At 63.2% G+C, this 25,910-nt stretch carries 28 protein-coding genes; 18 read left to right on the top strand and 10 right to left on the bottom strand.

Going from position 1 to position 25,910, the window contains the following annotated elements; all coding sequences use genetic code 11:
• Window positions 1-3 precede the first annotated feature (3 nt).
• The 4 genes from ASC80_RS13430 (at window position 4) to ASC80_RS13415 (ending at window position 4,185) form a co-directional block, all read left to right on the top strand.
• Window positions 4-1,653, top strand: coding sequence for a TadG family pilus assembly protein (locus tag ASC80_RS13430; protein ID WP_056297827.1), 1,650 nt, complete (start codon window positions 4-6; stop codon window positions 1,651-1,653).
• 197 nt (window positions 1,654-1,850) lie between these two features.
• Window positions 1,851-3,428: a histidine--tRNA ligase gene (gene hisS, locus ASC80_RS13425; RefSeq protein ID WP_056297824.1), complete on the top strand. Its 1,578-nt coding sequence runs from the start codon at window positions 1,851-1,853 to the stop codon at window positions 3,426-3,428.
• A gap of 23 nt (window positions 3,429-3,451) precedes the next feature.
• Entirely contained in the window at window positions 3,452-3,646 is a 195-nt protein-coding gene (locus tag ASC80_RS13420; protein WP_056297821.1) for a tautomerase family protein, read from the top strand.
• A 146-nt stretch (window positions 3,647-3,792) separates the two neighbouring features.
• The gene (locus ASC80_RS13415) at window positions 3,793-4,185 is read left to right on the top strand and encodes a thioesterase family protein (RefSeq protein ID WP_056298929.1); all 393 of its coding nucleotides are present in this window, start codon (window positions 3,793-3,795) and stop codon (window positions 4,183-4,185) included.
• Here ASC80_RS13415 and ASC80_RS13410 read toward each other — a convergent pair.
• Window positions 4,179-4,409, bottom strand: a complete 231-nt coding sequence (locus ASC80_RS13410; RefSeq protein WP_244487289.1) for a hypothetical protein — start codon at window positions 4,407-4,409, stop codon at window positions 4,179-4,181. The two genes, ASC80_RS13415 and ASC80_RS13410, sit on opposite strands and share 7 nt — an antisense overlap.
• Before the next feature lie 263 nt (window positions 4,410-4,672).
• Between ASC80_RS13410 and ASC80_RS13405 the strand changes: the two genes are divergently transcribed.
• From ASC80_RS13405 to ASC80_RS13390, 4 genes are all read left to right on the top strand, one after another.
• The gene (locus tag ASC80_RS13405; RefSeq protein ID WP_056297815.1) at window positions 4,673-5,152 is read left to right on the top strand and encodes a hypothetical protein; all 480 of its coding nucleotides are present in this window, start codon (window positions 4,673-4,675) and stop codon (window positions 5,150-5,152) included.
• A gap of 125 nt (window positions 5,153-5,277) precedes the next feature.
• Complete coding sequence (locus ASC80_RS13400; protein WP_056297813.1) at window positions 5,278-5,982, top strand: ribonuclease T2 family protein; 705 nt, start codon at window positions 5,278-5,280, stop codon at window positions 5,980-5,982.
• A gap of 98 nt (window positions 5,983-6,080) precedes the next feature.
• Complete coding sequence (locus ASC80_RS13395; protein WP_056297810.1) at window positions 6,081-6,944, top strand: 23S rRNA (adenine(2030)-N(6))-methyltransferase RlmJ; 864 nt, start codon at window positions 6,081-6,083, stop codon at window positions 6,942-6,944.
• A gap of 287 nt (window positions 6,945-7,231) precedes the next feature.
• Complete coding sequence (locus ASC80_RS13390) at window positions 7,232-7,447, top strand: cold-shock protein (RefSeq protein ID WP_056297807.1); 216 nt, start codon at window positions 7,232-7,234, stop codon at window positions 7,445-7,447.
• A gap of 81 nt (window positions 7,448-7,528) precedes the next feature.
• Here ASC80_RS13390 and ASC80_RS13385 read toward each other — a convergent pair whose 3' ends face one another.
• On the bottom strand, window positions 7,529-8,152 hold the full coding sequence (locus ASC80_RS13385) for an outer membrane protein (protein ID WP_056297805.1): 624 nt from the start codon (window positions 8,150-8,152) through the stop codon (window positions 7,529-7,531).
• 275 nt (window positions 8,153-8,427) lie between these two features.
• Between ASC80_RS13385 and uvrC the strand changes: the two genes are divergently transcribed.
• The 7 genes from uvrC to ASC80_RS13350 all read left to right on the top strand — a co-directional run bounded on the left by uvrC (window position 8,428) and on the right by ASC80_RS13350 (window position 14,932).
• Window positions 8,428-10,506 carry an excinuclease ABC subunit UvrC gene (gene uvrC / locus ASC80_RS13380; protein ID WP_502690963.1) on the top strand — a complete coding sequence of 693 codons (2,079 nt, stop codon included), beginning with the start codon at window positions 8,428-8,430 and terminating at the stop codon, window positions 10,504-10,506.
• Between the two features lie 92 nt (window positions 10,507-10,598).
• Window positions 10,599-11,210, top strand: a complete 612-nt coding sequence (gene pgsA, locus ASC80_RS13375) for a CDP-diacylglycerol--glycerol-3-phosphate 3-phosphatidyltransferase (protein WP_056297802.1) — start codon at window positions 10,599-10,601, stop codon at window positions 11,208-11,210.
• Entirely contained in the window at window positions 11,210-11,461 is a 252-nt protein-coding gene (gene moaD, locus ASC80_RS13370) for a molybdopterin converting factor subunit 1 (protein ID WP_056297799.1), read from the top strand. The genes pgsA and moaD overlap by 1 nt, the downstream gene beginning before the upstream one ends.
• An 8-nt stretch (window positions 11,462-11,469) precedes the next feature.
• Window positions 11,470-11,937, top strand: coding sequence for a molybdenum cofactor biosynthesis protein MoaE (locus ASC80_RS13365; protein WP_056297797.1), 468 nt, complete (start codon window positions 11,470-11,472; stop codon window positions 11,935-11,937).
• 6 nt (window positions 11,938-11,943) lie between these two features.
• Window positions 11,944-12,897 (top strand): 50S ribosomal protein L3 N(5)-glutamine methyltransferase, encoded by a 954-nt coding sequence (gene prmB, locus ASC80_RS13360; protein ID WP_056297794.1) that lies wholly within the window; start codon window positions 11,944-11,946, stop codon window positions 12,895-12,897.
• A 20-nt stretch (window positions 12,898-12,917) separates the two neighbouring features.
• A complete protein-coding gene (locus tag ASC80_RS13355) occupies window positions 12,918-13,382 on the top strand; it encodes a nucleoside deaminase (protein WP_056297792.1) in 465 nt (154 codons plus the stop codon).
• 152 nt (window positions 13,383-13,534) lie between these two features.
• Window positions 13,535-14,932, top strand: a complete 1,398-nt coding sequence (locus ASC80_RS13350) for an MATE family efflux transporter (protein ID WP_056297790.1) — start codon at window positions 13,535-13,537, stop codon at window positions 14,930-14,932.
• A gap of 89 nt (window positions 14,933-15,021) precedes the next feature.
• Here ASC80_RS13350 and ASC80_RS13345 read toward each other — a convergent pair whose 3' ends face one another.
• The gene (locus tag ASC80_RS13345) at window positions 15,022-16,134 is read right to left on the bottom strand and encodes a branched-chain amino acid aminotransferase (protein WP_056297789.1); all 1,113 of its coding nucleotides are present in this window, start codon (window positions 16,132-16,134) and stop codon (window positions 15,022-15,024) included.
• A gap of 286 nt (window positions 16,135-16,420) precedes the next feature.
• Between ASC80_RS13345 and ASC80_RS13335 the strand changes: the two genes are divergently transcribed.
• The 3 genes from ASC80_RS13335 to ASC80_RS13325 are packed head-to-tail and all read left to right on the top strand — an operon-like array spanning window position 16,421 to window position 19,099.
• Complete coding sequence (locus ASC80_RS13335) at window positions 16,421-16,966, top strand: MarR family winged helix-turn-helix transcriptional regulator (RefSeq protein ID WP_056297781.1); 546 nt, start codon at window positions 16,421-16,423, stop codon at window positions 16,964-16,966.
• A gap of 26 nt (window positions 16,967-16,992) precedes the next feature.
• Window positions 16,993-17,691, top strand: a complete 699-nt coding sequence (locus ASC80_RS13330; protein ID WP_056297777.1) for a response regulator — start codon at window positions 16,993-16,995, stop codon at window positions 17,689-17,691.
• 19 nt (window positions 17,692-17,710) lie between these two features.
• Window positions 17,711-19,099: an ATP-binding protein gene (locus tag ASC80_RS13325; protein WP_056298922.1), complete on the top strand. Its 1,389-nt coding sequence runs from the start codon at window positions 17,711-17,713 to the stop codon at window positions 19,097-19,099.
• Window positions 19,100-19,237: 138 nt separating this feature from the next.
• Here the strand turns inward: ASC80_RS13325 and proC are convergent, their stop codons facing one another.
• The 7 genes from proC to lgt form a co-directional block, all read right to left on the bottom strand.
• Window positions 19,238-20,068 (bottom strand): pyrroline-5-carboxylate reductase, encoded by an 831-nt coding sequence (proC, locus tag ASC80_RS13320; protein ID WP_056298919.1) that lies wholly within the window; start codon window positions 20,066-20,068, stop codon window positions 19,238-19,240.
• Between the two features lie 151 nt (window positions 20,069-20,219).
• Window positions 20,220-20,720: a type III secretion system chaperone family protein gene (locus tag ASC80_RS13315; protein ID WP_056297774.1), complete on the bottom strand. Its 501-nt coding sequence runs from the start codon at window positions 20,718-20,720 to the stop codon at window positions 20,220-20,222.
• A 403-nt stretch (window positions 20,721-21,123) separates the two neighbouring features.
• Window positions 21,124-22,077, bottom strand: a complete 954-nt coding sequence (locus ASC80_RS13310; protein WP_056297772.1) for a ribose-phosphate pyrophosphokinase — start codon at window positions 22,075-22,077, stop codon at window positions 21,124-21,126.
• Between the two features lie 206 nt (window positions 22,078-22,283).
• Window positions 22,284-22,931: a hypothetical protein gene (locus tag ASC80_RS13305; RefSeq protein WP_056297769.1), complete on the bottom strand. Its 648-nt coding sequence runs from the start codon at window positions 22,929-22,931 to the stop codon at window positions 22,284-22,286.
• Window positions 22,932-23,071: 140 nt separating this feature from the next.
• On the bottom strand, window positions 23,072-23,839 hold the full coding sequence (gene pgeF, locus ASC80_RS13300) for a peptidoglycan editing factor PgeF (protein WP_056297766.1): 768 nt from the start codon (window positions 23,837-23,839) through the stop codon (window positions 23,072-23,074).
• Window positions 23,836-24,960: a class I SAM-dependent methyltransferase gene (locus ASC80_RS13295; protein WP_056297763.1), complete on the bottom strand. Its 1,125-nt coding sequence runs from the start codon at window positions 24,958-24,960 to the stop codon at window positions 23,836-23,838. Before ASC80_RS13295 ends, pgeF begins: the two co-directional genes overlap by 4 nt.
• Window positions 24,957-25,793 carry a prolipoprotein diacylglyceryl transferase gene (lgt, locus tag ASC80_RS13290; protein WP_156464417.1) on the bottom strand — a complete coding sequence of 279 codons (837 nt, stop codon included), beginning with the start codon at window positions 25,791-25,793 and terminating at the stop codon, window positions 24,957-24,959. Before lgt ends, ASC80_RS13295 begins: the two co-directional genes overlap by 4 nt.
• Window positions 25,794-25,910 lie beyond the last annotated feature (117 nt).

Below are 25,910 nucleotides of genomic sequence, written 5' to 3'. Positions count from 1 at the left end.
GCCATGCGGGGGATACTTCATCGTTTCATCTCCGATCAGCGCGGCAACGTCGCGATCATGGCTGCCGGCGGCATGTTGCTTGTGGTCGGGATGGCGGCATTCGGCGTCGATATCGGCACCGTCTTTGCCGACAAGCGCCGGACCCAGAGCACGGCCGATCTCGCCGCCATCGTCGCGGCGAGCGATCTGTCCCACGCCGCGCGCGCGGCCGCTGCGACTGTCGCCAAAAACAACTACCCGCCGGACTCGCTCGTGGCTGTCGAGCCCGGCCTCTATGTGGCCGACGGCGCGCTATCGCCGCCGCAGCGTTTCACGCCGTCGGCCACACCATCGAACGCCGTCCGCGTCACCCTGAAGACCAGAACACCGCTGTATTTCGGCAAGGTGCTGACCGGTTCGCCAAGCTTCGATGTTCACGCCTCCGCGATTGCCGCGACCACGCAGATGGCGAGTTTCGCGATCGGCTCGCGGCTGGCCTCGCTGAATGGCGGACTGTTGAACGCGCTGCTCGGCGGGCTGCTCGGCACCTCGCTGTCGCTGTCGGCGATGGATTATCAGGCGCTGCTCGATGCGAAGATCGACATGTTCGATTTTCTGTCGGCGCTGGCGACGCGGGCGAATCTGACCGGAGTCACCTACGATGCGCTGCTCGATTCAAACCTCAAACTCACCGATGTGATCGCGGCGCTGCAAACTGCCTCAGGCGGAAACAGCGCGGCGACGGCGGCGTTGTCGAATATCTCGCTGGCGCTGGCGGGATTGACGACAAAGATCGCCCTGAGTTCGCTGTTCGGTGCGGGACCGTACGGCACGCTTCCCGTCGGGCAAAAGCCGAAAGCGGCGGTCACGGTGTCGGCGCTCGATCTGTTGTCGGCGGCCGGGCAGATCGCCAACGGTGCGCACCAGATCGCGGCGACGGTCAATCTCGGTCTGCCGGGCATCGCGGCGGTGACGTTGACGGCGACGGTCGGCGAACGGCCGGTCGGCACGAACTGGGTCACGGTGGGGACGCAGGGCGCCAGCGTGCACACCGCGCAGACCCGCATACTCCTGCAAGTCAAGTTGATCGGCAGCGGCACGGTGTCGGTGGTCAATCTACCGGTCTATGTCGAGATCGCCGCGGGCACCGCGACACTCGATGCGGTCGCTTGCGGCTATCCCGATGTCAGCACCTCGTCGGTGCGGCTCGGCGTGTCGCCGGGCATCGTCGATGCGTGGATCGGCAAGGTGTCCACCGCCGACCTCAACAACTTTTCCACCAAACCCAATCCGCCTGCGGCGAAGCTTGTCGATCTCGGCGCGGTGCAGGTGACGGGGAGGGCGCACGCGACGATGGCCAACACCGCGCCGACGCCGGTGACGTTCAGCTATCCGGATATTCAGGCGCAGACGAAGAAGACTGTGAACACCACGTCGTTCACGTCGTCGCTCACGGCGAGCCTGCTTGGCGATTTGCAACTCGCTGTCCAGCTTGGCCCGCTCGGGCTGCCGGTGCCCGGCCTCGCGCCGCTGGTTCTCTCGATCATCGGCGGCGCGACCCATTCGGTGGATGCGCCGCTCGCCAGCGTGCTGCAGACGCTCGGCGTCGGACTCGGGCAGGCGGATGTCTGGGTGACCGGCGTGCGGTGTGATGGGGCGGTGCTGGTGAACTAAAGCCATGTGTTTCGGCTGTCATGCCCGGCCTCGTGCCGGGCATCCCGCTTAGGAAAGCACCCTGCCCGCCCTATCGGGATGGCCGGGACAAGCCCGGCCATGACATCGAACGGGAACGCTTGCCGCAGTTCCTCGTGGCTGGTAACTCGGTGTCGACTTTGTAAGTCAACTTTGACTTATAAAAACAGCACGAGCCCATGTCCGACAAGAAACCGAAAAAGCCGCAGAAACTCCGCGCCCGCTTGCCGCGCGGGCTGGTCGACCGCACGCCCGCCGAAATCGCGGCGACGCGGCAGATGGTCGAGAAAATCCGCGCCGTCTATGAGCGCTACGGCTTTGAGCCGGTCGAGACCCCGGCGATGGAATACACCGATGCGCTCGGCAAGTTCCTGCCCGATCAGGACCGGCCCAACGAAGGTGTGTTCTCATTCCAGGACGACGATGAGCAGTGGATCTCGCTGCGCTACGACCTGACCGCGCCGCTGGCGCGCTACGTCGCGGAGAATTTCGATACCCTGCCGAAGCCCTATCGCAGCTATCGCCATGGCTACGTCTATCGCAACGAGAAGCCGGGGCCGGGGCGCTTCCGCCAGTTCATGCAGTTCGATGCCGATACGGTCGGCAGTGCGTCGCCCGCCGCAGATGCCGAGATGTGCATGATGGCGGCCGACACCATGGAAGCGCTCGGCATTCCGCGCGGCTCCTATGTGGTGAAGGTCAATAACCGCAAGGTGCTCGATGGTGTGATGGAAAGCATCGGCCTTGGCGGCGACGACAATGCCGGCAAGCGGCTTACCGTGCTGCGCGCGATCGACAAGCTGGATCGTCTCGGCGTGGAAGGCGTCACACAACTTCTCGGCGACGGCCGCAAAGATGAAAGTGGCGACTTCACGAAGGGGGCGGGGCTGAACGCGGAGCAAATCCATGGTGTTCTGACGTTACTTGGTTCCAAGCCTCAACTAGTTGATGTGAAGTCGTTGCAACATTGGGAGCAAGAAGACTCTCTGCTGGAAGGAGCGTCACTTGCTTTCACGAATCGCGAGACCCTGAAGGTTTTTCGAGGGCACTTCCCCGAATGCTCAAACGCAATCGATGAACTCGAAGCCATTTCTGACCTTGCATATTCAGGCGGCTATGGCAGCAAACGTATTCTAATCGACCCCTCCGTCGTGCGCGGCCTCGAATATTACACCGGCCCGGTCTACGAAGTGGAATTGCTGCTCGAAACGAAGGACGAGAAGGGCCGCCCGGTGCGGTTCGGCTCGGTCGGCGGCGGCGGGCGTTATGATGGCCTTGTCTCGCGCTTTCGTGGCGAGCCGGTGCCGGCGACCGGCTTCTCCATCGGTGTGTCGCGGCTGCAAGCCGCGCTGACGATGCTCGGCAAGATCGACACGACTCCCGAATTCGGTCCGGTGGTGGTCGTGGTGATGGATCGCAACGAGATCGCGCAGTACCAGACGTTCGTCGCGACGCTGCGCAATGCGGGTATCCGCGCCGAACTCTATCTCGGCAATCCGAAGAACAATCTCGGCGTCCAGTTCAAATATGCCGACCGCCGCAACTCGCCATGCGTCGTCATTCAGGGCGGTGACGAGAAGGCGAAAGGCGAAATTCAGATCAAGGATCTGATCCTCGGTGCCGAGATTGCGAACCTGTCGAGCGACCGCGACGATTATCGCGAGAAGCAGGCGCAGGCGCAGTTCGCCGCGAAGGAAAGCGAACTGGTCGAAGCCGTGCGCAAGGTTCTGGCGCGGCATGCTATCAACTGGATGTAAACCCAAAAATACAGGAGCAAAACATGCCCGAAGTGACGATCAATCTGGCGGCCGGCCGCACCGAAGAACAGAAGAAGGGCATGATGCTCGATATCACCCAGGCGCTGGTGAAGAATCTCGGCGTCGATGCCGAAGCGGTGGTGGTGCAGATCAATGAGGCACCGCTCACGAACAAGATGAAGGGCGGCAAGACCTTCGTCGAGCGGCAGAAGAAATAACGGATTTCCCGGCGCGACGGCCTGTCGCCGTCGCTGGCCATGATGCAACATCCACACGTTTCTAACGGTGCTCACCTGAGGCGCGATCATTCGGCTTGCTCCTCAGGATGAAGCGTATGCCGGTGACTTCATCTCGCGAGGTGGCCATGAGCGTGCTCGAAAACGTCAAGGTCGGTATGACGGGGGAAGCCTCGGTCGTTGTCGCGCCCGATCACACTGTCGGGCATTTCGTGCCGAACATGCCGATGGTGTTCGCCACGCCGATGATGATCCTGCTGATGGAGCGGGCGGCAGGCGCGACGATCGCGCCGCATCTGCCGGACGGCTATGTCAGCGTCGGCACCGAGGTCAACATCCGGCATCTTGCCGCGACGCCGGTCGGTCACACCGTCCATGCGGTTGCGCGCGTCACCGCAATCAAGGGACGTAGCGTGATGTTCGCGGTGGAGGCGTGGGACGGCGAGCGCAAGATCGGCGATGGCAGCCATCGTCGCGGCGTCGTCAACGCCGCCGAGTTCGAGAGGCGGTTGGCTCAGTAGCGGGTGCGCAACGGCCGCCCGTAGGAGCCTTCCGGCACCCATATGCAGGCGAACGAGATGTAGCCGCCGTAGGTCGCCTGGGCGCCGGTCAGTTTCACCACCTTGCCGTAGCGCGCGCAGTGATCGACAGCCATTCCCTTGGCGTCGGCGCCGCTGGTGTAGAGCGAATAGGCGATGATGCCGCCGGTGTCGTTGCCCTTGAACGGCGGCACCCAGTCGGCCATGGCCGGCGTCGCCGACAGCGCACCGGAGACCACTGCACCGGAAACCAGCGCACAGGTCAGGATCGCCGTCCGTTTCGCCATGTCGATCGCTCGCATCGTCGTCTCCGTTGATTCCGCAGAGGCACTGTAAACGCCATCATAAGCCTTTGAAAGAACGGCTGGCCGCTCCGCACGGGGTTGTTCCGGGGTGTTGCCGCGTTGCACTTGACCCGGTTACGGCTTCGCGGCACCTTCCGCCCCAACGATTTGCGGTGGGCTGCTTCATGCGCGACCTTTTCACATCTTTCAGGACATCCAGCCTTGCCGCCGTTGTCGGCGCAGCGCTCGGATTGCTGGCCATGGGCGATGCGGCACGGGCCGCCAATCCGCTCGAACTGAATTTCTGGCTGTCCGGGCCGCGCTATGACGGCCAGATGGGGCAGTGCGAGCAGGCGCTGAATGCGATTTCCTATCAGTTCGCTGAAAAGGAAAGCACGTTCTGGAATTCCAGCCTGCAGATCACCGGTTTCGATCGTGTCCATGAAACGGCGTTCCGTCCGTGGTCCCGCGGCGCGCCGGACACCATTCCGCGCCGCTTCTGCTCCGCGAATGCGCTGTTGAGCGACGGCCGCGTGCGGCAGGTTCATTACTCGATCACCGAAGACGGCGGTTTCGCCGGCTATCAGTCGGGTGTGCAATGGTGCGTCGTGGGGCTTGACCGCAACTGGGCCTACAACCCGTCCTGCAAATCCGCGCGGCCCTGATCGTTCAGCCAAATCTCCGATCTGATGTGGCGTCATCCGGTGCCCGGATCGCGGTGCATATTTGTTCTTGTAATGTTCTTTTGGCCTCGGTAGGCTTTCTGCACCGAGGGAGCGGGGGCGTATCCATGTTGGGTTTCTCGAGGTTGATTGGCCGCCGGCTGGCGGCGCTGGCCGTCGTCGGCCTGTTCGCGACGGCGCTGTCGGTCAGCGGTGCGGCGGCGCAGGACCGGCGCCAGAACGCGCCCGGCGAGTTCGACTTCTATGTTCTGTCGCTGTCGTGGTCGCCATCGTTCTGCAAGGCGGCAAGCGAGCGCGGCAACACCGGAAAGAACACACGGATCCAGTGCGGTGGGCGGCCCTATTCGTTCGTGGTGCACGGGTTATGGCCGCAATACGAGCGCGGCTTCCCGAATTATTGCCAGCGGCCGGCGCCGCGGCTCGATCGCCGGGTCATGAGTTCGATGCTCGACCTGATGCCTGCGCCGGGGCTGATCTACAACGAGTGGGACAAGCACGGCACCTGTTCCGGCCTCGGCGCGCGGCGCTATTTTGAAGCGATCCGCAAGGCACGGGCCGCCGTGAAAATCCCGGCCGATTATCTCGAACTGAACACCACCAAGACCGTTGAGCCTGCCGCGATCGAGGATGCTTTCATCAAGGCCAATCCGGGTTTGAGCAGTGCGGCGATCGCGGTGACCTGCGACAGCAAGCGCCTCAGCGAGGTACGGATTTGCATGAGCAAGGACCTGCAATTCCGCGCCTGCGATGAGATCGACCGCCGTCCCTGCCGCCGCAAGCAGGTAATGATGCCGCCGGTGCGCGGGGGGTGAGCTTCAACTCTGCGCGGTTCAAGCCCGCGCAGGATGCGCCTTGGACTTGTCGCATCCAATCGCGTTACTTTCGCCGCGCGATGTCGTAACCCTGCGCCATGAATTATCGCCACGCCTTCCATGCCGGCAATTTCGCTGACGTCGTCAAGCACATCGTGCTGGCGCGCATCCTGACCTATCTGCACGAGAAGCCGGCGGCATTTCGCGTCATCGATACCCATGCCGGTGCAGGTCTCTATGATCTGACCGGCGATGAAGCGATGCGCAGCGGCGAATGGCGCACCGGCATCGCGCGCCTGATGCAGGCGCGATTGAGCGACGCCGCTGCGGCGCTGGTCGCGCCCTATCTCGACATCGTGCGCGCCTTCAACCCGCAGCGCGATCTGCAAACCTATCCCGGCTCGCCGCTGGTGGCGCGCGCGCTGATGCGGCCGCAGGATCGTCTGGTGGCTTGCGAAATCGTGCCAGATGCACGCAAGCGCCTGATCGCAGCGCTGCGCAAGGATCCCCAGGCGCGGGTGGTCGATCTCGACGGCTGGACCGGGCTGCCCGCCTTCGTGCCGCCGAACGAGCGGCGCGGGCTGGTGCTGATCGATCCGCCTTATGAAAGCCGCGACGAGTTCGACCGCATGGCCGATGGTTTTGCGGGTGCGTTCGCCAAATGGCCGAACGGCATCTACATGCTGTGGTATCCGATCAAGGAGCGCCGCGCCGCCGATACACTCGCCAAACGTGTAGCCGGTACCGTGCAGCAAGCGGGAGGCGGCGCCGACAAATGCCTGCGGGTCGAATTCAGCGTGGCGCCGCAGACCGCGCAGTCCGGGCTGGTGTCGGCGGGACTTCTGATCGTCAATCCGCCGTGGACGCTGGCGGCGGATTTGAAGGTCATCCTGCCAGAGCTTGAGAAGCCGCTCGGCCTTGGCGGGGCAGGGCGCTACCGGGTCGAAACCGCCCGGCCCTAAGCCGAACGTGCAATGGGCCGTAGCACGAAACTGTCATCACGACCGTAGGCAATTTGCCGGGAACCGTATTATGCTGTTCCCGTGGCTGGCGTTGCGCCCTGCTTTCGCAAATGGAAGCGGCGGACCAGATGGCCCTTGAACGACTTCGGACTTTCTTCCGGATGTAATGGAAAAACCCGGTCCGGAATTTTCTGAAGCCCCTTCCAGGCCGCTGTTTCGGCAGCGCGCGACCAGTCAGGCAAGTGCATGTGCTGCACTTGCGGTACAGGCGGGGAGGGGAGTTCCCGATGGCAATGACTGGTACGGTCAAGTTCTTCAATGCAGAGCGCGGTTACGGTTTCATCAAGCCGGACGATGGCGGACGCGATGTGTTCGTGCACATCACCGCAGTCGAACGTGCTGGACTGAAAGATCTGACCGAGGGACAGCGTATTACGTTCGAGGTTGAACCGGATAAGAAGGGCAAGGGCCCCAAGGCGGTCGATCTCGTTATTTCGCCCTGAGCGTTTTCGCCGCTCGATGAAAGAAAAATCCCGGGTCGCGGTGCGCCCGGGATTTTGATCGTGCGTGGATGTTCGCGAAATCTAGAAGTGATAGTTCACGCCGACGCGCAGCATGCCGAACTCATAGCCATGCTGAAGGCCGGTGAGGAACGTGCTGTTCGACAGATCGACGTAAAGGTATTCGGCCTTTGCCGACCAGTTCTGGCTGAGCGCGACTTCGGCGCCGAGGCCGATCGTCCAGCCGAGGCTGGTGTGGCTTTCGCTGAGGCCCAGCGTTTCGCCCTTCAGCGAACCGAAGGCAAGACCGCCGGTGGCGTAGAGCAGGATGTTGTTGAGGGCGTAGCCGACGCGGCCGCGCGCGGTGCCGAACCATGGATTGGAGAATTTCCAAGCCGCGAAAGTGTCGTCAGCGCCGCTGGCCTGAATGTCGCCTTCGACACCGAACACGAGCGGGCCGGACTGCCAGTTGTAACCGGCCTGCAAGCCGCCGGCAGGGCCGGACGGGCTTGCGCCGTTGTTGGTCACGTCGCCCCATGCATAGCCGACATTGGCGCCCAGATACGGGCCGGCCCAGCTGTACATGTTGAGGGGCTGGTTGACGGTGTAGGGTGCGGGCTGACGCCCATATCCGAAATCGGCGGCTTGCGCGGAAGCCCCGATGCAAGTGGCGGCGGCGACGATCGCGCCAAAAGCTAGTCTATTCATCTCAACTCTCCCCGATACGCACGCAACAAAGTCAGCCGATCGATTCCTGTCGCGCTGTCGAAACGGCTGCGCCGATGGCTCTCCGTGGTTACGGATGTCCACCGTTTGTGTGTAAGATTTATCGAGAATTTTACGTTAAACAGTCGTTAAGCTCCGACTTCGGGGTCCGAACGTTATTAAGAGAGTCTTACAGGGCCATCTGCGTGCCTCACGGACGTGGCGGTTTTGTGGATTGATGAGCGCTGGCCGATCAGGCCAGCCGCACCTAGTTTGTGATGATGGATAACGACGATACTGAGACGTCAAAGCCGCGGCCGGTCGATGCGACTGCGGAAGATACCGGGCTCGGCTCCGCGCGGCGGCGTGCGAGCGCGGCCGACGTTCCGCCCCAGGAACTCGATCTTGCCGATGCCGTGCCGGATGAAGACGACGAAGGCCGCTTGCCGGAACCCGTCGACGAGGCCGCGGATATCGCCGGGGAGGGAACGTTTGCCACCGGACGCGCGGCGATCGAGCGCGCGGTGAAACTGGCGCCGACCTCGCCCGGCGTCTACCGGATGCTCAATGCCGGTAGTGACGTGCTCTATGTCGGTAAGGCGAAGAACGTCAAAAAGCGCCTTGCATCCTATGCGCGGCTGACCGGTCATGTCGCCCGCATCGCGCGGATGATTGCGGCAACGGTGACGGTGGAGATCGTCTCGACCGCAACCGAAACCGAGGCGCTGCTGCTCGAAGCGAATCTCATCAAGCAATTGCGGCCGCGCTTCAACGTGCTGCTGCGTGACGACAAATCGTTTCCTTATATCCTGTTGACCGGCGACCACTGGGCGCCGCAGATTCTCAAGCATCGCGGCGCGCAGACCAAGCCGGGCCGCTATTACGGGCCGTTCGCATCGGTGGGCGCGGTCAACCGCACCATTACGGCCCTGCAGCGCGCATTTCTGGTGCGCTCCTGCACCGACTCGTTTTTTGAGGGCCGCACCCGGCCATGCCTGCTGTTTCAGATCAAGCGCTGCTCGGGGCCATGCACCGGCGAGATCGATTTTCCCGGCTACAGCGAGCTGGTGCGGGAAGCGAATGATTTTCTCTCCGGCCGCAGCCGCGCGGTGAAGCAGGAACTGGCCGCTGAAATGGAGAAGGCCTCCGCCGATCTCGAATTCGAGAGCGCGGCGCTCTATCGCGACCGTCTTGCGGCGCTGTCGGCGATCCAGTCGCAGCAGGGCATCAACCCCCGCACAGTGGAAGAAGCCGACGTGTTCGCCATCCATCAGGAGGGCGGCTTCTCCTGCGTCGAGGTGTTCTTCTTCCGCACCGGTCAGAACTGGGGCAATCGCGCCTATTTTCCGCGCGCGGACAAATCGCTGACGGCGGAAGAAGTCCTCGGCTCGTTCCTGGCGCAGTTCTACGACGACAAGCCGGCGCCGAAGCTGATTCTGCTGTCGCACCGGATCGAGGAAGAAGAATTGCTCGCCAGCGCGCTGACGATCAAATCCGGTTTCAAGGTCGAGGTGACGACGCCAAAGCGCGGCGAGAAAAAGGACCTGGTCACGCACGCGCTGACCAACGCGCGCGAGGCACTTGGCCGCAAGCTCGCCGACACCGCGACCCAGACGCGGCTGCTCGACGGTCTTGTGACTTCGCTCAGTCTGCCGCGTGCGCCGAAGCGAATCGAGGTTTATGACAACAGCCACATTCAGGGCACCAACGCGGTCGGCGCCATGATCGTTGCCGGGCCCGAAGGCTTCCTCAAGAACCAGTATCGCAAATTCAACATCAAGTCGGAGAACCTGACGCCGGGCGACGATTACGGCATGATGCGCGAGGTCCTGCAGCGCCGGTTCAAGCGCCTGCTCGCCGAAGCTCCCGACGCTGCGGCGAAAGACGACGACGCCACCCCGCAATGGCCCGATCTCGTCATCATCGACGGCGGATTAGGCCAGTTGAACGCGGTGCGGGAGATTTTCACCGAACTGGGCGTGACCGATGTGACGCTGATGTCGGTGGCCAAGGGGCCGGACCGCGACGCGGGGCGGGAGACGCTGTTTCTGCCGGATCGGCCGTCGATCAAGCTCGAGCCGCGCGATCCGGTGCTCTATTTTATCCAGCGGCTGCGGGACGAAGCCCATCGATTCGTGATCGGGTCGCACCGCAAACTGCGCAAGAAGGACATCCGCGAGGCCGGCTTGCAGGAAATTCCCGGCATCGGGCCGTCCCGCAAGCGCGCTTTGCTTCATCATTTCGGGACCTTGAAGGAAATCGAGCGGGCCTCGCTGGCCGATCTCGGCAAGGTTCCAGGCGTCAGCGCCGAAAGCGCTCGCAAGATCTTCGATTTTTTTCACCCCAGTCACGGCTGACGGGTCTGGCAGTTATGAAGTGAATGTCTCATCTGCCGTAATGGTGCGGTTAAACGGTTGACCCCGAGGCCCGGGCAGTATTGGTATCGCGCATGACCAGTGTCACGACCCGGAAGCAGGCGAACCACTCTCTGGCCCTGCCCAATATGCTGACATACTCGCGGATCGCCGCCGTTCCGGTGGTGGTGGGCTGCATGTATGCCCAGTCGATCGGCGAGGGGCCGTTGTGGCTGCGCTGGGTGGCGCTGGCGGTTTTCATCGTCGCTGGAGTGACCGATTTCCTCGACGGCTATTATGCGCGGATCTGGGATCAGTCGTCGGCATTCGGACGGATGCTGGATCCGATCGCCGACAAGCTGCTGGTGGCGTCCTGCCTGCTGATGCTGGCGGCCGACGGGACCATCAAGGGCTGGTCGCTGTGGGCGGCCATCGTGATCCTGTGCCGTGAAATTCTCGTCTCCGGCCTGCGCGAATATCTCGCCGCGTTGCGCGTCAGCGTGCCGGTCACGCAACTCGCGAAATGGAAGACGACGGTCCAGCTCGTCGCCATCGGGTTCCTGATCGCGGGTCAGGCCGGTGAGAAGATCCTGCCCCCGACCACCATCATCGGTATTGTCCTGCTGTGGGTTTCGGCGATCGTCACGCTTTATACTGGCTGGGATTATTTCCGTGCCGGAATCCATCACCTGATCGAGGAGGACTGATGAAGGTTCTCTATTTCGCCTGGGTGCGTGAGCGGGTCGGGAAGGCGGAAGAAACCATCGATCCGCCGGCCAGCGTGCGCACGGTCGCCGACCTGATGCAGTGGCTGGTGGCGCGTGGCGAGGAATACGCCAACGCGTTTGCGACCCCGCGGGTGATTCGCACCGCGATCGATCATACCCACGTCAAACCCGACGCCGCCATTGCCGGCGCACGCGAGATTGCCTTCTTTCCGCCGATGACCGGCGGCTGAGCGCCGCCATGACGATGCTCGTCACCATCCGTTTGCAGGCCGCCGATTTCGACGTGAATCGGGAAATCGCGGCGCTGACCGCAGGCAACACCAATATCGGGGCCGTTGTCAGTTTTGTCGGCATTTGCCGTGGCGGCGAGGGCGCTGACGCGATCGCCGCGCTGACGCTCGAACATTATCCCGGTATGGCGGAGGCCGAGATCGCGCGCCACGCCGAGGAAGCGATGTCGCGTTGGCCGCTGACCGGATTGACCGTGATCCATCGCTTCGGCCGCGTCACGCCGGGTGAGAACATCGTGCTGGTACTCACCGCCTCGTCGCACCGCGAAGCGGCGTTTCAGGCCGCTGAATTCCTGATGGATTATCTCAAGACCAATGCGCCGTTCTGGAAATCGGAAGAGCGCGCGGACAATCAGACAACGTGGGTCGATGCGCGCGATCATGATGACGCCGCCGCGGCGCGATGGAAAAAGTAAGCAGGAATGGCGAAGAAAGCGAAAGCACCGGCAAAGCGCGTGCGGGCGAAGGCATTTCCCAAGGTGGCAACCGGCGAGTTGGTGACGGTGCTCGATTTCATCCGCTTCGCAGTCAGCCGCTATGTCGAGGCGGATGTTGTATTCGCCCATGGCACGACCGATCCGGTCGCTGAAGCGGCGTTTCTGGTATGCGAGGCGCTGCATCTGCATCCCGATCAGTTCGAGCCGTTTGCGGGCGCGCGCGTCACCAGGGCGGAAGGCGCGAAAATCCTCAAGCTGATCGAGCAGCGCGTAACGATGCAGAAGCCCGCGGCCTATCTGGTCAACAAGATCTACATGCGCGGGCTGCCGTTCTTCGTCGACGAGCGCGTGATCGTGCCGCGCTCCTTCATCGGCGAATTGTTCGATACCCATTTCAGCGGGGATGACGCCTCGCTGATCGACGAACCCACCGCGGTCGAGCGTGTGCTCGATCTATGCACCGGCTCAGGTTGTCTCGCGATTCTCGCCAGTCAGACGTTTCCCAACGCTCATGTCGATGCTGTCGATATTTCAAAAGATGCCCTGGCGGTCGCAAAGATCAACGTCACGGACTACGGCCTTGAAGATTGCATCGCGTTGCATCGGGGCGATCTGTTCGCGCCGCTCGGCGATGCCCGTTACGACCTGATCGTCAGCAACCCGCCTTATGTCGATGCCGATGGCATGGCTGGATTGCCGCCGGAATGTCGCCACGAGCCGAAGATCGCGTTCGATGGCGGCAAGGATGGACTCGACATCGTGCGGCGGATCATCGCGGAGGCGCCGCGTCATCTGACGCCGGCTGGCGGACTGCTGTGCGAGATCGGCCGTGGCCGCGAGGTGGTCGAGGCTGCGTTTCCGCATCTGCCGCTGCTGTGGCTCGATACCGAAGACTCGGACGGCGAAGTCTTCTGGATCGGCGCGCAAGATCTCGGCTGACCCCGTCTCGGGAGGTGAGCATGTCGAGCGCCAGGCGTTTTCTGTGCGAAGCCATTGAGCTTGCCCGCGACAATGTTCGCAACGGCGGCCGGCCGTTCGGTGCCGTGCTAGTCAGGGATGGCAAGGTGGTTGCGATCGGCGTCAACGAGATCGCGGCGACCGGCGATCCGACCACGCACGCGGAATTGCAGGCGATCCGCGCCGCGAGCCGCATGCTTGGCACTCCGCGCCTCGATGGCTGCGTCATTTATGCGAGCGGCCATCCGTGCCCGATGTGTCTGGCAGCGATGCATCTCACCGGCATTCGAGATGTCGCCTACGCCTATTCCAATGAGGACGGCGAGCGTTACGGCCTGTCGACCGCCGCGATCTATGCCGAGATGGCGCGCCCGTTGGCCGCGCGATCGCTGAAGGCGATCCACGTTCCTGTCCGGATCGAGGGCGAGGATCTTTACGATATGTGGAAGGCGCACTCCGAAATGTAGGAGCAACTAACTGCTCACAGGCGTGTGTTCGTGTCCGTGTGCTCGTCTCTCTTCATGGCTGACTTGCCGTGCCGCCTCTGGTCAAAATGCTCCGATGTTGCGATACCCGGCGCCCTTGATCGCTACCCGTCTGTGCCGATGATCGGAGACGCATGCTTTTTTCTCCTCACCAGAACGCGCTTTCGCGCGCGGCGTGGCTCGGCGAATTCCGGGCGATGCTGGCGCTTGGCGCGCCGCTGGTGCTCACCAATCTGGCTCAGATCGCGCTCACTACGACCGATGTGGTCATTCTCGGGCGGCTCGGGCCGTCGGCGCTGGCGGCAGCCACACTCGGCACCAATCTCTATATTGCGATCCAGATTTTCGCCATCGGTGTGGTGAGTGCGACGTCACCGATGATGGCGGAAGCACTGGGCCGCAAGAGACATGCGGCGCGCGATGTCCGGCGCACCTTCCGGCAAGGATTGTGGACGGCCGTGATCATCACGCTGCCGAGCTGGGTCGTGCTGTGGCACAGCGAGGCGGTGCTGCTGCTGTTCGGGCAGGACCCGCAGCTCGCAGCCGATGCGCAATCTTTCGTCCACGAACTGCAATGGGGATTCCTGCCGTTCCTCGGCTTCATCGCATTGCGTTCGTTCGTCTCGGCGCTGGAACGGCCGATCTGGGCACTGGTAGTGACGGCGATTGCGATCCTGTTCAACGTCGCCGCGAACTGGGTTCTGGTGTTCGGCCATCTCGGTTTTCCGGCGCTCGGCCTGCGCGGCTCGGGCATGGCGACATCGCTGTCGAACACGTTTCTGTTCGTGTCGCTGACCGTTGTGGTTCTCACCAACCGGAAATTCCGCCGCTATCATCTGTTCGGGCGCTGGTGGCGGCCGGACTGGCCACGTCTTGCCGGGCTGTGGCGGCTCGGCCTGCCGATCGGTGCGACGCTGGGCTTCGAGGTGACGGTGTTCAACGCCGCCGTGTTCCTGATGGGACAGTTCGGCATGGCGGCGATCGCCGCCCATTCGATCGCGATCCAGATCGCCTCGGCCTCTTTCATGGTGCCGCTGGGACTGGGGCAAGCCGCGACAGTGCGCGTCGGCCGCGCGCTCGGCGCGAACGATCCCGACGGCATCACACGGGCGGGCTGGACCGCGTTTGCGCTCGCCATTTCCTTCATGGCGACGATGAGCATGGTGATGATCGCCGCGCCGCACCTGCTGATTGGCGCGTTCATCGACATCGCCGATCCTGCGAATGCCGCGGTCGTTCAACTCGCCGCGACCTTCCTGTTCTGCGCCGCCGTGTTCCAGATTGTCGACGGCGCCCAGGCGATCGGCGCCGGGATGTTGCGTGGGCTGCAGGATACCCGTGTGCCGATGATCTATGCCGGTCTCGGCTATTGGGGCTTCGGCATGCCGCTCAGTCTGTTTTTCGGATTTTACATGGGACTGCAGGGGCTCGGGATCTGGATCGGTCTCGCCTCCGGCCTCGCCATTGTCGCGGTCATGATGATGGCGCGCTGGATCCGGCGCGATCGGCTCGGGCTGGTGACGGCACGTTGAACGCGCCATTTCCTACCCTGCCACAAAAGAATAATGGCCGGGAGAGGCCCGGCCATTCGTCGAAGATGTGAAGATTCTCGCGCCCCTGATTACAGAACTTTGCGAATCCAGTTATGCGGGTCGGCCGCGCGACCGTACTGGATGTCGACCAGCTTCTTGCGCAGTCCCATCGCGACGGGGCCGGCCGCGCCGCCATTGATGAGAAAATCGCCGCTGGTGGAGCACACCTTGCCGATCGGCGAGATGACGGCGGCGGTGCCGCAGGCGAAGGCCTCTTTCAGCTTTCCGCTGGCCGCGTCGGCGCGCCACTGGTCGATCGTGTAGGTCTCCTCGCGCACGCGCGTGCCGGTTTCCTTCGCGAGCGCGATGATCGAATCGCGGGTGATGCCCGGCAGGATAGTGCCGAGCGGCGGCGTCAGCAGCGAACCGTCGTCGAACACGAAGAAGATGTTCATGCCGCCGAGCTCCTCGATGTAGCGGCGTTCGACCGCATCGAGGAAGACAACCTGATCGCAACCGTGCTCGATAGCTTCAGCCTGCGCGCGCAGGCTGGCGGCGTAGTTTCCGCCGCATTTGACGGCACCGGTGCCGCCGATCGCGGCGCGCGTGTAGTTTTCCGAGACCCAGATCGACACCGGCGCAGGTCCGCCCTTGAAATAGGAGCCGACCGGCGAAGCGATGACGGCGAAGATGTATTCCGCGGAGGGCTTCACGCCGAGGAAAACCTCGTTCGCTATCATGAAGGGCCGCAGATAAAGACTGCCCTCGCCGCCGGGTATCCAGGCGCTGTCGATGTGCACGATCTGCTCGACCGCTTCGATGAAGACGGACTCGGGCAATGGCGCCATGGCCATCCGGTCAGCTGAATTCCTGAAGCGCCGGGCATTGGCGTCGGGGCGAAACAGGTTCACGCCGCCGTCGTCCCGCTTGTAGGCCTTGAGGCCTTCGAAAATTTCCTGCGCGTAGTGCAGCACGGCTGTGGCCGGATCGAGCTGGAAATTCGCGCGGGATTCGACGCGCGCGCCATGCCAGCCCTTTGCCTGGCTGTATCGGACCACAGCCATGTGATCGGTGAAAACCCGGCCGAAGCCCGGGTCCACGAGTTTTGCCGCACGGTCCTTCTCGGACGTCGGATTCGCCGAGGGCTGAATTTCGAAATTCAACAAGATCGCACCATCGATTTTATCGAACGAAACTCCCATGGGTCTTCTCCCGGCTTTGGTGCAGTCCACGCGGCGGCGGGCTGGTCATTCAGGTCCTAGAGGACCTGGCCCGCCGGCCCGAGGGCCGGTTTCCGCTTTGGCGGAAGGCGCGAAGTCCAGTATGTTTTGCGCGATGTCGACCGACAATCGCAAGGTGAGAACAATCGCGGAATATTCCAGCAGAAGGCCGGGCGGCAGGACCTCGGGTCCGGGCCGGAGCAGGCCAATTCTCGAATATTTCGCGTAACTTGCCTTTTTTGTAACATTGAAACCCAGATATGTCAATATGGCTGACATAAATTTCAAAGGCTCATCTTCGATCGCGGAGGGCGGCAATGCCGCCCCGGCGGCCGAGGACTTGCGCTGGGACATTATTGAACTGCTGTTTTTCGCCTATCGCGATTTCGTCGGCGACGCCGACCATGTACTCGAAGAGTTCGGTTTCGGCCGGGCTCACCATCGTGTGGTGCATTTCGTGCAGCGCTATCCGGGCCTCAAGGTTGCCGATCTGCTCGATGTGCTGCGGATCACCAAGCAATCGCTGGGACGGGTGCTCAAGCAGCTGCTCGACGAAGGGTATATCGTTCAGAAGGCCGGAGACAGCGACCGGCGGCAGCGCCTTCTTTTCGCCACCGCAAAGGGCGAGGCGCTTGTGGCCAAGCTCGCAGGCCTGCAGACGATCCGTATCGACCGCGCGCTGAAAGACGTTCCGGCGAGCGGGGCTGACGCGGTGCGACAGTTTTTGCTCGGCATGATCGACCAAGACGATCCGGACAAGGTGCTGGAGATCATTCTCAAAGGCGGCCCGAGGGCTGCGAAGGATTCACGGTGACGGAAGCCGCAACACCCGTGCGTGCAATGCCTCGCGAACCGGCCGACGATGCGCCGCATCTTCTGCTGGTCGATGACGACCGCCGCATCCGCGATCTGCTGTCGCGCTTTCTCGCCAGCGAAGGCTATCGCGTCACCACGGCGAAAAGCGCGGGCGACGCGCGCGCCAAGCTTGCCGGCCTGCACTTCGACCTGCTGATCCTTGATGTGATGATGCCGGGCGAAACCGGCTTCGACCTTGCGCGTTCGATCCGCGAGTCCTCCTCAGTGCCGATCGTGATGCTGACGGCGCGGCACGAAGCCGAAAGCCGGATCGAGGGTTTGCAGATCGGTGCCGACGACTACGTTGCCAAGCCGTTCGAGCCGCGTGAGCTGGTGTTGCGCATTGCCAATATCCTCAAGCGTGCCGCGCCGGTCACGGTTGCGCCGCTCGAGTCGGTGGCGTTCGGTCCTTACGTCTATCATCTCGACCGCGGCGAGTTGCGCAACGGCGACGAGATCGTCCATCTCACCGACCGCGAGCGCGAGATGCTGCGGATTCTCGCCAACACGCCGGGCGAGACCGTGCCGCGCGGCGCGCTGACCGGCGGCGGCGACAGCATCAACGAGCGCGCGGTCGACGTGCAGATCAACCGCCTGCGGCGCAAGATCGAGCACGATCCGGCCAATCCGCTGTTCCTGCAGGCGGTGCGCGGCATCGGCTATCGTCTTGTCGCTTCGCCGTGACGCCGGTGGTGAGCCGATCATGAGCACGCTCGACACCGGACTCACCCTGATCCGCTCCGCATCGCGGCGGATGTCCGACCTCAACGGCCGAATGAGCCGTTCATTCAAGGAGCTGATGCCGAAGGGGCTCTATGCCCGCGCGCTGCTTATCATCATCGTGCCGATGGTGGTGCTGCAATCGGTGATCGCCTTCGTATTCATGGAGCGCCACTGGAACACGGTAACGCGGCGCCTCTCGTCGGCGGTGGTGCAGGACATCTCCGCGCTGATCGATGTCTACAAGATGTATCCGCAGGACAAGGATCGCACCAAGATCAAGGCGATCGCCCAGAACCGGCTAGGCCTGGTGGTGGATTTCCTGCCGCCGAACGACATGCCGCCGCCGGGGCCGAAGCCGTTCTTCTCGCTGCTCGATCAGACGCTGTCGGTGCAGCTCAGCCGCCAGATCGGACGGCCGTTCTGGATCGATACGGTGGGGCGGTCGTCGCTGGTGGAAATCCGCATCAAGCTCGATGATACCGTGATGCGGGTCTACGCTCAGCGCAGCGCGGCTTACGCCTCGAATTCCCAGATATTCCTGTTCTGGATGGTGGGCACGTCGGCGATCCTGCTATTCGTGGCGGTGCTGTTTCTGCGCAACCAGATCAGACCGATCCTGCGGCTGGCGGATGCGGCGGAGAATTTCGGCAAGGGGCGCGATGCACCGGACTTTCGTCCGCGCGGTGCGCGCGAGGTGCGCCGCGCCGCGCAGGCTTTCCTCGAAATGAAAACCCGCATCGAGCGCAGCATCGAGCAGCGCACCGCGATGCTGGCCGGCGTGTCGCACGATCTGCGCACCATCCTGACCCGCTTCAAGCTCGAACTGGAGTTGATTGGCGACAGCCCGGAAGTCGACGGCATGCGCAAGGACGTCGATGAAATGAGCGCGATGCTCGAGGCATATCTCGCCTTCGCGCGCGGCGACAGCGGCGAGACGGCGCAACCGACCGATATGGAGAAGGCACTCGAGGAACTGCGCAGCGACGCAGAGCGTCAGGGCCACGTCGCGACGGTGGCATTTCGCGGCCTGCCGGTGGTCACCGTCAAGCCGGCGTCGTTCAAGCGCTGCCTCGCCAATCTGGTGTCGAACGCGGCGCGTCACGCCAATACCATCGCCATCAGCGGCCACCGCGATCACCGCTGGCTGACGGTGACGATCGACGATGACGGCCCCGGCATTCCGATGAAGATGCGTGAAGAAGTGTTCAAGCCGTTCCTGCGGCTCGACGATGCACGCAATCAGGACGAGGGCGGAACCGGTCTCGGCCTCGCCATCGCCCGCGACATCGCGCGCTCGCATGGCGGCGACATCACGCTCGGGGACAGTCCGATGGGCGGCCTGCGCGCGACTGTGCGGGTGCCGGTGTAAGTGTGTTTCAGCCGAGGCCTATCGTCATATCCAATGCGTCATCACCGGGCTTGACCCGGTGATCCATCATTCTATGAGAAAAGTGGATGGATTGCCGGGTCAAGCCCGGCAATGACACATGTGAGATTTGAGCTTATTTTACTTCGCCAGTTCTTTCGAGCGTTTGGTCGCCGCCGCGACGGCGCGCATCAGCAGCGGCTGGAAGCCATCCTTGCCCATCAGCACCTCTAGCGCGGCAGCGGTGGTGCCGCCCGGCGACGTCACGTTCTGGCGCAGCACCGCGCTGTCCAGATCCGAGCGATGCAGCAGTTCGCCAGAGCCTGCAACGGTCTCCCGCGCGAGTTTCGTCGCCAGTGCTTCCGGCAATCCCGCCGCGGCACCGGCGCGCGCCAGCTCCTCGGCGAGCAGAAACACGTAGGCCGGTCCCGACCCCGACACCGCGGTCACCGCGTCCATCAGTGATTCTTCGTCGACCCATTCCACCGACCCGGTGGTGCGCAACAGCGCATCGGTGATGCCGCGTTGCTGCGGCGTAATGCTGCCGCTCGCGACGGCCACCGTGATGCCACGCCCGATCGCTGCAGGCGTGTTCGGCATCGCGCGCACGACGGCGCCGCCGATCACGTCCGCCAGCACTGCAATCGGCGTGCCGGCCATGATCGACACCACCAGCGTCGATGGCTTCACCAGAGGCCGCAGGAGCGCTCCGGCGTCGCGAAACATCTGCGGCTTCACCGCAACGACAAGGGCGGCAACATCGCCGATCTCCGCTGGCGTTGCGTTGAGCCGGACGCCTTTTGCAACGAGCGCCTTGATCTCGTCGGACGGCATCGGTTCGATCACCGCCACTGCCGATGGCGCGATACCCTGCGTCAGCCAGCCCGATAGCATCGCGCCGCCCATCTTGCCCGCGCCGGCGAGAACGATGGAGCCGCGAAGGCTTGCGAGCGCGTCCGAAGAATTGGTCATCATCACAGCCTCAAATTGTCATTGCCGGCATAGCTGTTCGAAGAACGGCGTCGCTTCCGCTCGCCTATGCCCGGCAATCCATCAATTCGCACGTTGTCTTGTGATGGATGCCCGGGTCAAGCCCGGGCAAGACGGTGCGGTGATGGCGTGCTCACGCTTCGCCGGCGGTATCGAACATCGCGGCGGCCATCGCGTCCGGCGCGGACTTGCCGGCCCACACCACGAACTGAAACGCCGGAAAATAACGTTCGCAGGCGTGGACGGCGCCTTCCAGCATCATCTCGCATTGCGCGTTCGAGGCCTGCATTCCGCCGGGCAGCACCAGCGCCTGCCGGTACATCACGAGGCCGGACTGGGTCCACAGATCGAAATGCCCGACCCACAACTGCTCGTTGATCGCAGCGACCAGCCGTTGAACCTCGGCACTGCGGCCTTGCGGAATCTTCAGGTCGAAGGCGCAGGCGAGATGCAGTGCGTCGATCTCCGCCATCCAGGTAAACGACAGCTGATAGTCAGCGAACCGGCCCTTGGCGATAATGGTGATTTCATCTTCGCCCGAACGCTCAAAAGCGAGGTCGTTGGTGGCCGCGATTTCCTCGACGACCGAGAGCGGATGAATCCGGGAATCGATTGTGATGTCCAGAAGGGACATGCTGCCTTCATCCTGTTCTTGTGATGGAATGCACGCGGGCACGAAACGCCGGATACTGCGCGATCTTCATCGCTGCGCGTTTTGCTGGAACAATCTGCGTCCGATCCACCAGCAAACTTGCGTGGTCAAATTGATCGGTGATTTGCGACAGGGGCGCAACGCCGTGCCGAGTCCGTCCACAGGCATTCCGGACAAATCGCAACGTCATCAACAGCTGATGAGAACAAACCGGAATCAAATGCGCGGATTGCGAGTCGGGGCAGGGAATTTCGCGTCAGGCGAGTCTTGGGCGTGTCCTGAAGCGCTGGGATTGGGCATACGACGCTCCAGGTGTCGTCCCCGCGAAGGCAGGGATGACGCGAGGAGAGTTCGCGTCGCGGCAAAGGCTTCGAGGGAGAGGTGCTCAGTCGAATAGGCTGGAAACCGACTCTTCAGACGCGGTGCGTCCGATCGCCTCGCCGATCAGCGACGAGATCGGCAGAGCGCGGATGTTGGCGGCCTTGCGCACTGCCTCGGTCGGCTGGATCGAATCCGTGATCACCAACTCCTTGAGCTTGGATGACGCGATGCGGGCCACCGCGCCGCCGGACAGCACGCCGTGCGTGATGTAGGCGTAAACGTCCTTTGCGCCGTTAGCGAGCAGCGCATCGGCGGCGTTCACCAGTGTGCCGCCGGAATCGACGATGTCATCGACGAGAATACAGGTGTAGCCGGCGACGTCGCCGATCACGTTCATCACTTCGGATTCGCCGGCGCGCTCGCGGCGCTTGTCGATGATCGCCAGCGGCGCATTGATACGCTTGGCGAGGCCGCGCGCGCGGACCACGCCGCCAACGTCGGGCGAGACCACCATCACGGTGCCGAGATCGAACTTCTCGCGGATGTCGCGCACCATCACCGGCGAGGCGAACAGGTTGTCGGTCGGAATGTCGAAGAAGCCCTGGATCTGGGCGGCGTGCAGGTCGAGCGTCATCACGCGGTCGGCGCCGGCGTGGGTGATCAGATTGGCGACGAGCTTGGCTGAGATCGGCGAGCGCGAACCGGCCTTGCGATCCTGCCGGGCGTAGCCGAAATACGGGATCACTGCAGTGATCCGGCGCGCCGAGGCGCGGCGCAGCGCGTCGGTAATGATCAGCAATTCCATCAAGTGGTCGTTGGCGGGATAAGAAGTCGACTGAATGATGAAGACGTCGGAGCCGCGGACGTTTTCCTGGATTTCGACGAAGATTTCCTCGTCGGCGAAGCGGCGGACGCTGGCCTTGGTCAGCGGCAGATTGAGCCATTCGGCGATCGAGGCGGCGAGGGCGGGGTTGGAGTTTCCGGCGACCAGTTTGATCGAGCCGTTTTTCGCCGACATCGCGGCATCTCCTCGCGACTTGGTGGATACGCTCGTCAACATCTCAGCCACCCGGATAACAACGCTGGTCAGGTCTTTTGCACGCGCGAGGTGATAACAAGGCCCTGCCGCCCAAGGCAATACGACGCAGGCGGTTTTTCCTGCAAAATCACGGGTCCAATGGTCGGAGACCCCGATCGCAGCAGGCGGAGCGTGAGGAAAACCGGCTATTGGCCGTTGAAGGCGAGGGCGCGGTGTTCGACCGGCGCCGTTTCCGGCCCGGATCCGTCGATTGTTGCAACCGCCGGTCCGGCGGACGGGGCTACTCCGGGGGCCGGCTGGTCTTGTGCCGGAGCGGTTCCGTCGATCAGGCCGTTGAGGCCAGCCAGTCCAGCCTGGGCGATTCGGCGCATGACGCCGTCATCGGCGCTGGCCCAGGCATCTTGCGGGCTTTTTCCGGCAGGTTCCTCGCCACTCAGGCGCAGGGCGCGCTGCTTGTCCCGGTCGTAGATATCCCACACCCAGGCAATCGTGTTCTTGCCGCGGCTGACCTGGGCGGACAGATAGCTGCGCACCCGATAGGAGGCCGGGGCTTCGCGGGAGACGATGGAAAAGCTGCGGCCAGTGGATTCGGTTTCCAGAGCCTTGACCAGCCGGTCGAACACCTGCGGCGGCGGGCCATCAACCGATTCGAAGGCCACGGTGGGGCCGAAGCCTTGCGACGAGGCCATCGGGCTCGGCCCGTTCGCGGTGCATCCGGCAGCAAGGGAGAGCAGGGTTAGCAGCGCAGCCGCGCGAAGCGTGCGCGACGGTGCCCAACCATTTGCGATGGTTTGGATTTTTGTACCCCGGATTCTGATCCGCTGGATTTTCATGCCCCGCCGTTCCTGTGCGCCTTTTCGATGCGCTTGTGGCGGCGGTTGTGAGCGAGAACACGCCGACGGTCCAGCGATATCGTTAATAAGCGTTAACGTCTAGGGCAGAGCTGGTCACAAATTGGCTCGAGCCGTCGGCCTCAGCCTTCCAGAACGAGGCCGTGAATGTTGCGGCCGTAGTCAGGCTCGGCGCGGTGCACCGAGCGCCGGTAACTGAAGAACCGTTCGTCAGCGTAGGTGCAGACGTCGACATCGTCGATCAGCAGGATGCCGGCGCCTTCCAGCCGTGCGCGGATATATCCGGCGAGATCGAACATCGCGTGATCGGCGCGTGCGCTCGGCACGAAGAACCGCGCATTGTCGCGGTCTGCATCGGTGAATCGCGTGACGAATTCCGCACCCACCTCATAGCTGCGCTGGCGGATCAGCGGGCCTATGGCGGCGATGATCTGTCCGCGCGCGGCGCCGAGATTTTCCATTGCTGTGATCGTCGCTTCCAGCACACCGGTGAACGCGCCCTTCCAGCCGGAGTGCGCCGCGCCGATGACGCGCGCCTGCGGATCGGCGAACAGGATCGGGCCGCAGTCGGCGGCAGTCACGCCGATGGCGAGACCCGGAGTTTTCGTCACCATCGCGTCGGCGCGCGGACGGTCACCGGTGCTCCACGGTTGCGTCACCACCGCGACGTCGGGCGAATGGATCTGAAACACCGTGAGGAAATGCGACGGCGCGACGCCGAGGCTGTCGGCCATGCGGCGGCGGTTTTCCTGAATATGCGCGGGATTGTCGTTCGAGCCGACTCCGCCATTGAGGCTCGCATAGATTCCTTCAGAAACACCGCCTTCACGGGTGAAGAACGCATGACGCAGAGCGGGCACCGCCTGCAGCAGGGAGGATTCAAACTTCATGGCGCGGCGGGTCCCGGCGGCAGCGGAAGATCGGACAGTGCGGCCAGCGTTTCGATCGAGGGATGCGAGATGCCGAGCACCTTGAACAGTGAGCCCATGCCCTTGTTGCCGCTGTCGGTCAGCCGCAGCAAGGCAGAGGCGACATCGCCGGCGCCGACGTTGCTCGAATGTTTGATCAGCGTTTGCGCGCGGGTGTCGATGCCGAGACGGTTGAGGAACACGCCTTGCTCGACCGGGCCGTGGGTGCGGACGCCGACATCTTCCGCGGCCAGCGCCAGTGCCTGAAAATCGACATGCGCGGTGATGTCGGCCTGACCGGGCGAGCGCAACGGATTGGCATAGGAATGCTGGGCGACGGCTTGTAGCGTATCGCCGGCATCGCTGCGCAGATGGCCATAGTCGATGATGAGTGCCGCACCACCGTGGTCGCGAATCCTGCGAGCCAGCGTCATGATCTCGGTCGGCGCGCGCCACTCAAAAATCGCGCCGCTCGGGGCTGCACGCACTTGCGGCGGCAACAGCACCTCGAAACGGGGCGCGGGGTCCGGTGCGGTGGTGAAAACGAAAATGTCGTCGTCGACGTCGATCATCCGCTCATGCCAGCCAGTGTCCTTCTTCACCATCTGGTGGACCGGCAGCACATCGAAATATTCGTTGGCAAGGATGATCGCCGGGCCCGGCGGAATGTCCTCGAGCAAATGATGCCACTGGACCGGCCGCGTGTCGCCGAGCGTTTCGCGCTGCCGCGCCCGCAGCGTCGGGCTAACCTCGACGAGATGAACGTGGATCGCTTCATGGAATGCCGGCAGGATGCGGATCGCGCGCAGCGCGTCGTTCATCATGGTGCCGCGTCCGGGGCCGAGTTCGATCAGCTGCACCTCCGGCGGCATGCCCATCGCACTCCACACCGACGCCGCCCACAGGCCGAGCAGTTCGCCGAACATCTGGCTGACTTCCGGCGCGGTGGTGAAATCGCCTTCACGGCCGAGCGGATCGCGCGCGACGTAGTAGCCGTGCTCGGGATGGGTCAGGCAGAGCTGCATGTAGCGTGACACGGGCATCGGCCCGCTGGTCGCGATCAGGTGGCGGATATGGGCTTCAAGCGGGCTGAATTCGGTCACGGCAGGTTCCGTGGCTGCGGCCCGCGCCGCCAGGCGTATGCAATGAAACTGAGCCCCGCGATGATCATCGGAATCGACAATATCATGCCCATGGTCAGGCCGCCCCACAGAAATCCGAGCTGTGGATCGGGTTCGCGGAAAAATTCGGATGTGATGCGCGCTAACCCGTAGCACAGCGCGAACACGCCGATGGTGAGGCCCGGCCGCTTCAGAGCGCCAGCTCGAATCAGCAGCGCAAGGATGATAAACAGAACGATGCCTTCGAGGCCGGCTTCGTAAAGCTGACTCGGGTGGCGCGGCAGCGGTCCGCCGTTCGGAAACACCATCGCCCACGGCACGCTGGCGTCGGCCGGCCGGCCCCACAATTCGCTGTTGATGAAGTTGGCGATGCGCCCGAGCAGAAGCCCGATCGGTCCGACCGCGCAGGTCACGTCGCCGAGCGACAGCACCGGAATTCCACGGCTGCGCCCGAAGGCCATTACCGCGATCACGCAGCCCATGAATCCGCCATGGAACGACATACCGCCCCGCCACAGCGCGAAAATCTCCATCGGGTTCTGGGCGAAATAACCGAAATTGTAGAACAGCACGTATCCGGTGCGGCCGCCAAGGATGATGCCGAGTGTCACCCACAGGATGAAATCGTCGAAGCCCTGAAGGGTCATCGGCGCCTTGCCGCCCCACAGCCGGTCATTGCGGATGATCGCGCGCGCATACAGCCAGCCGAGCACGATGCCGCCGATATAGGCGAGCGCGTACCAGCGGATCGCGATCGGGCCGATGGCAATGGCGATCGGGTCGAACACCGGAAAGGCGATGACGAGAAAGGGCATCGCGAGAAGAGGCATGGCGGGAAGAAGCATTGGCCGGTCGATCCCTGCGAAATGCGGCGTGCCGCGATATATCTAAAAGGTCATGGGGTCTTTCGGCGCGGCAAGTCAAGGATCGTG

This window comes from Afipia sp. Root123D2 (assembly GCF_001425835.1).
In the GTDB taxonomy this organism is placed as follows: Bacteria; Pseudomonadota; Alphaproteobacteria; order Rhizobiales; family Xanthobacteraceae; genus Afipia.
This window is presented reverse-complemented; position numbering and strand designations above follow the sequence as displayed.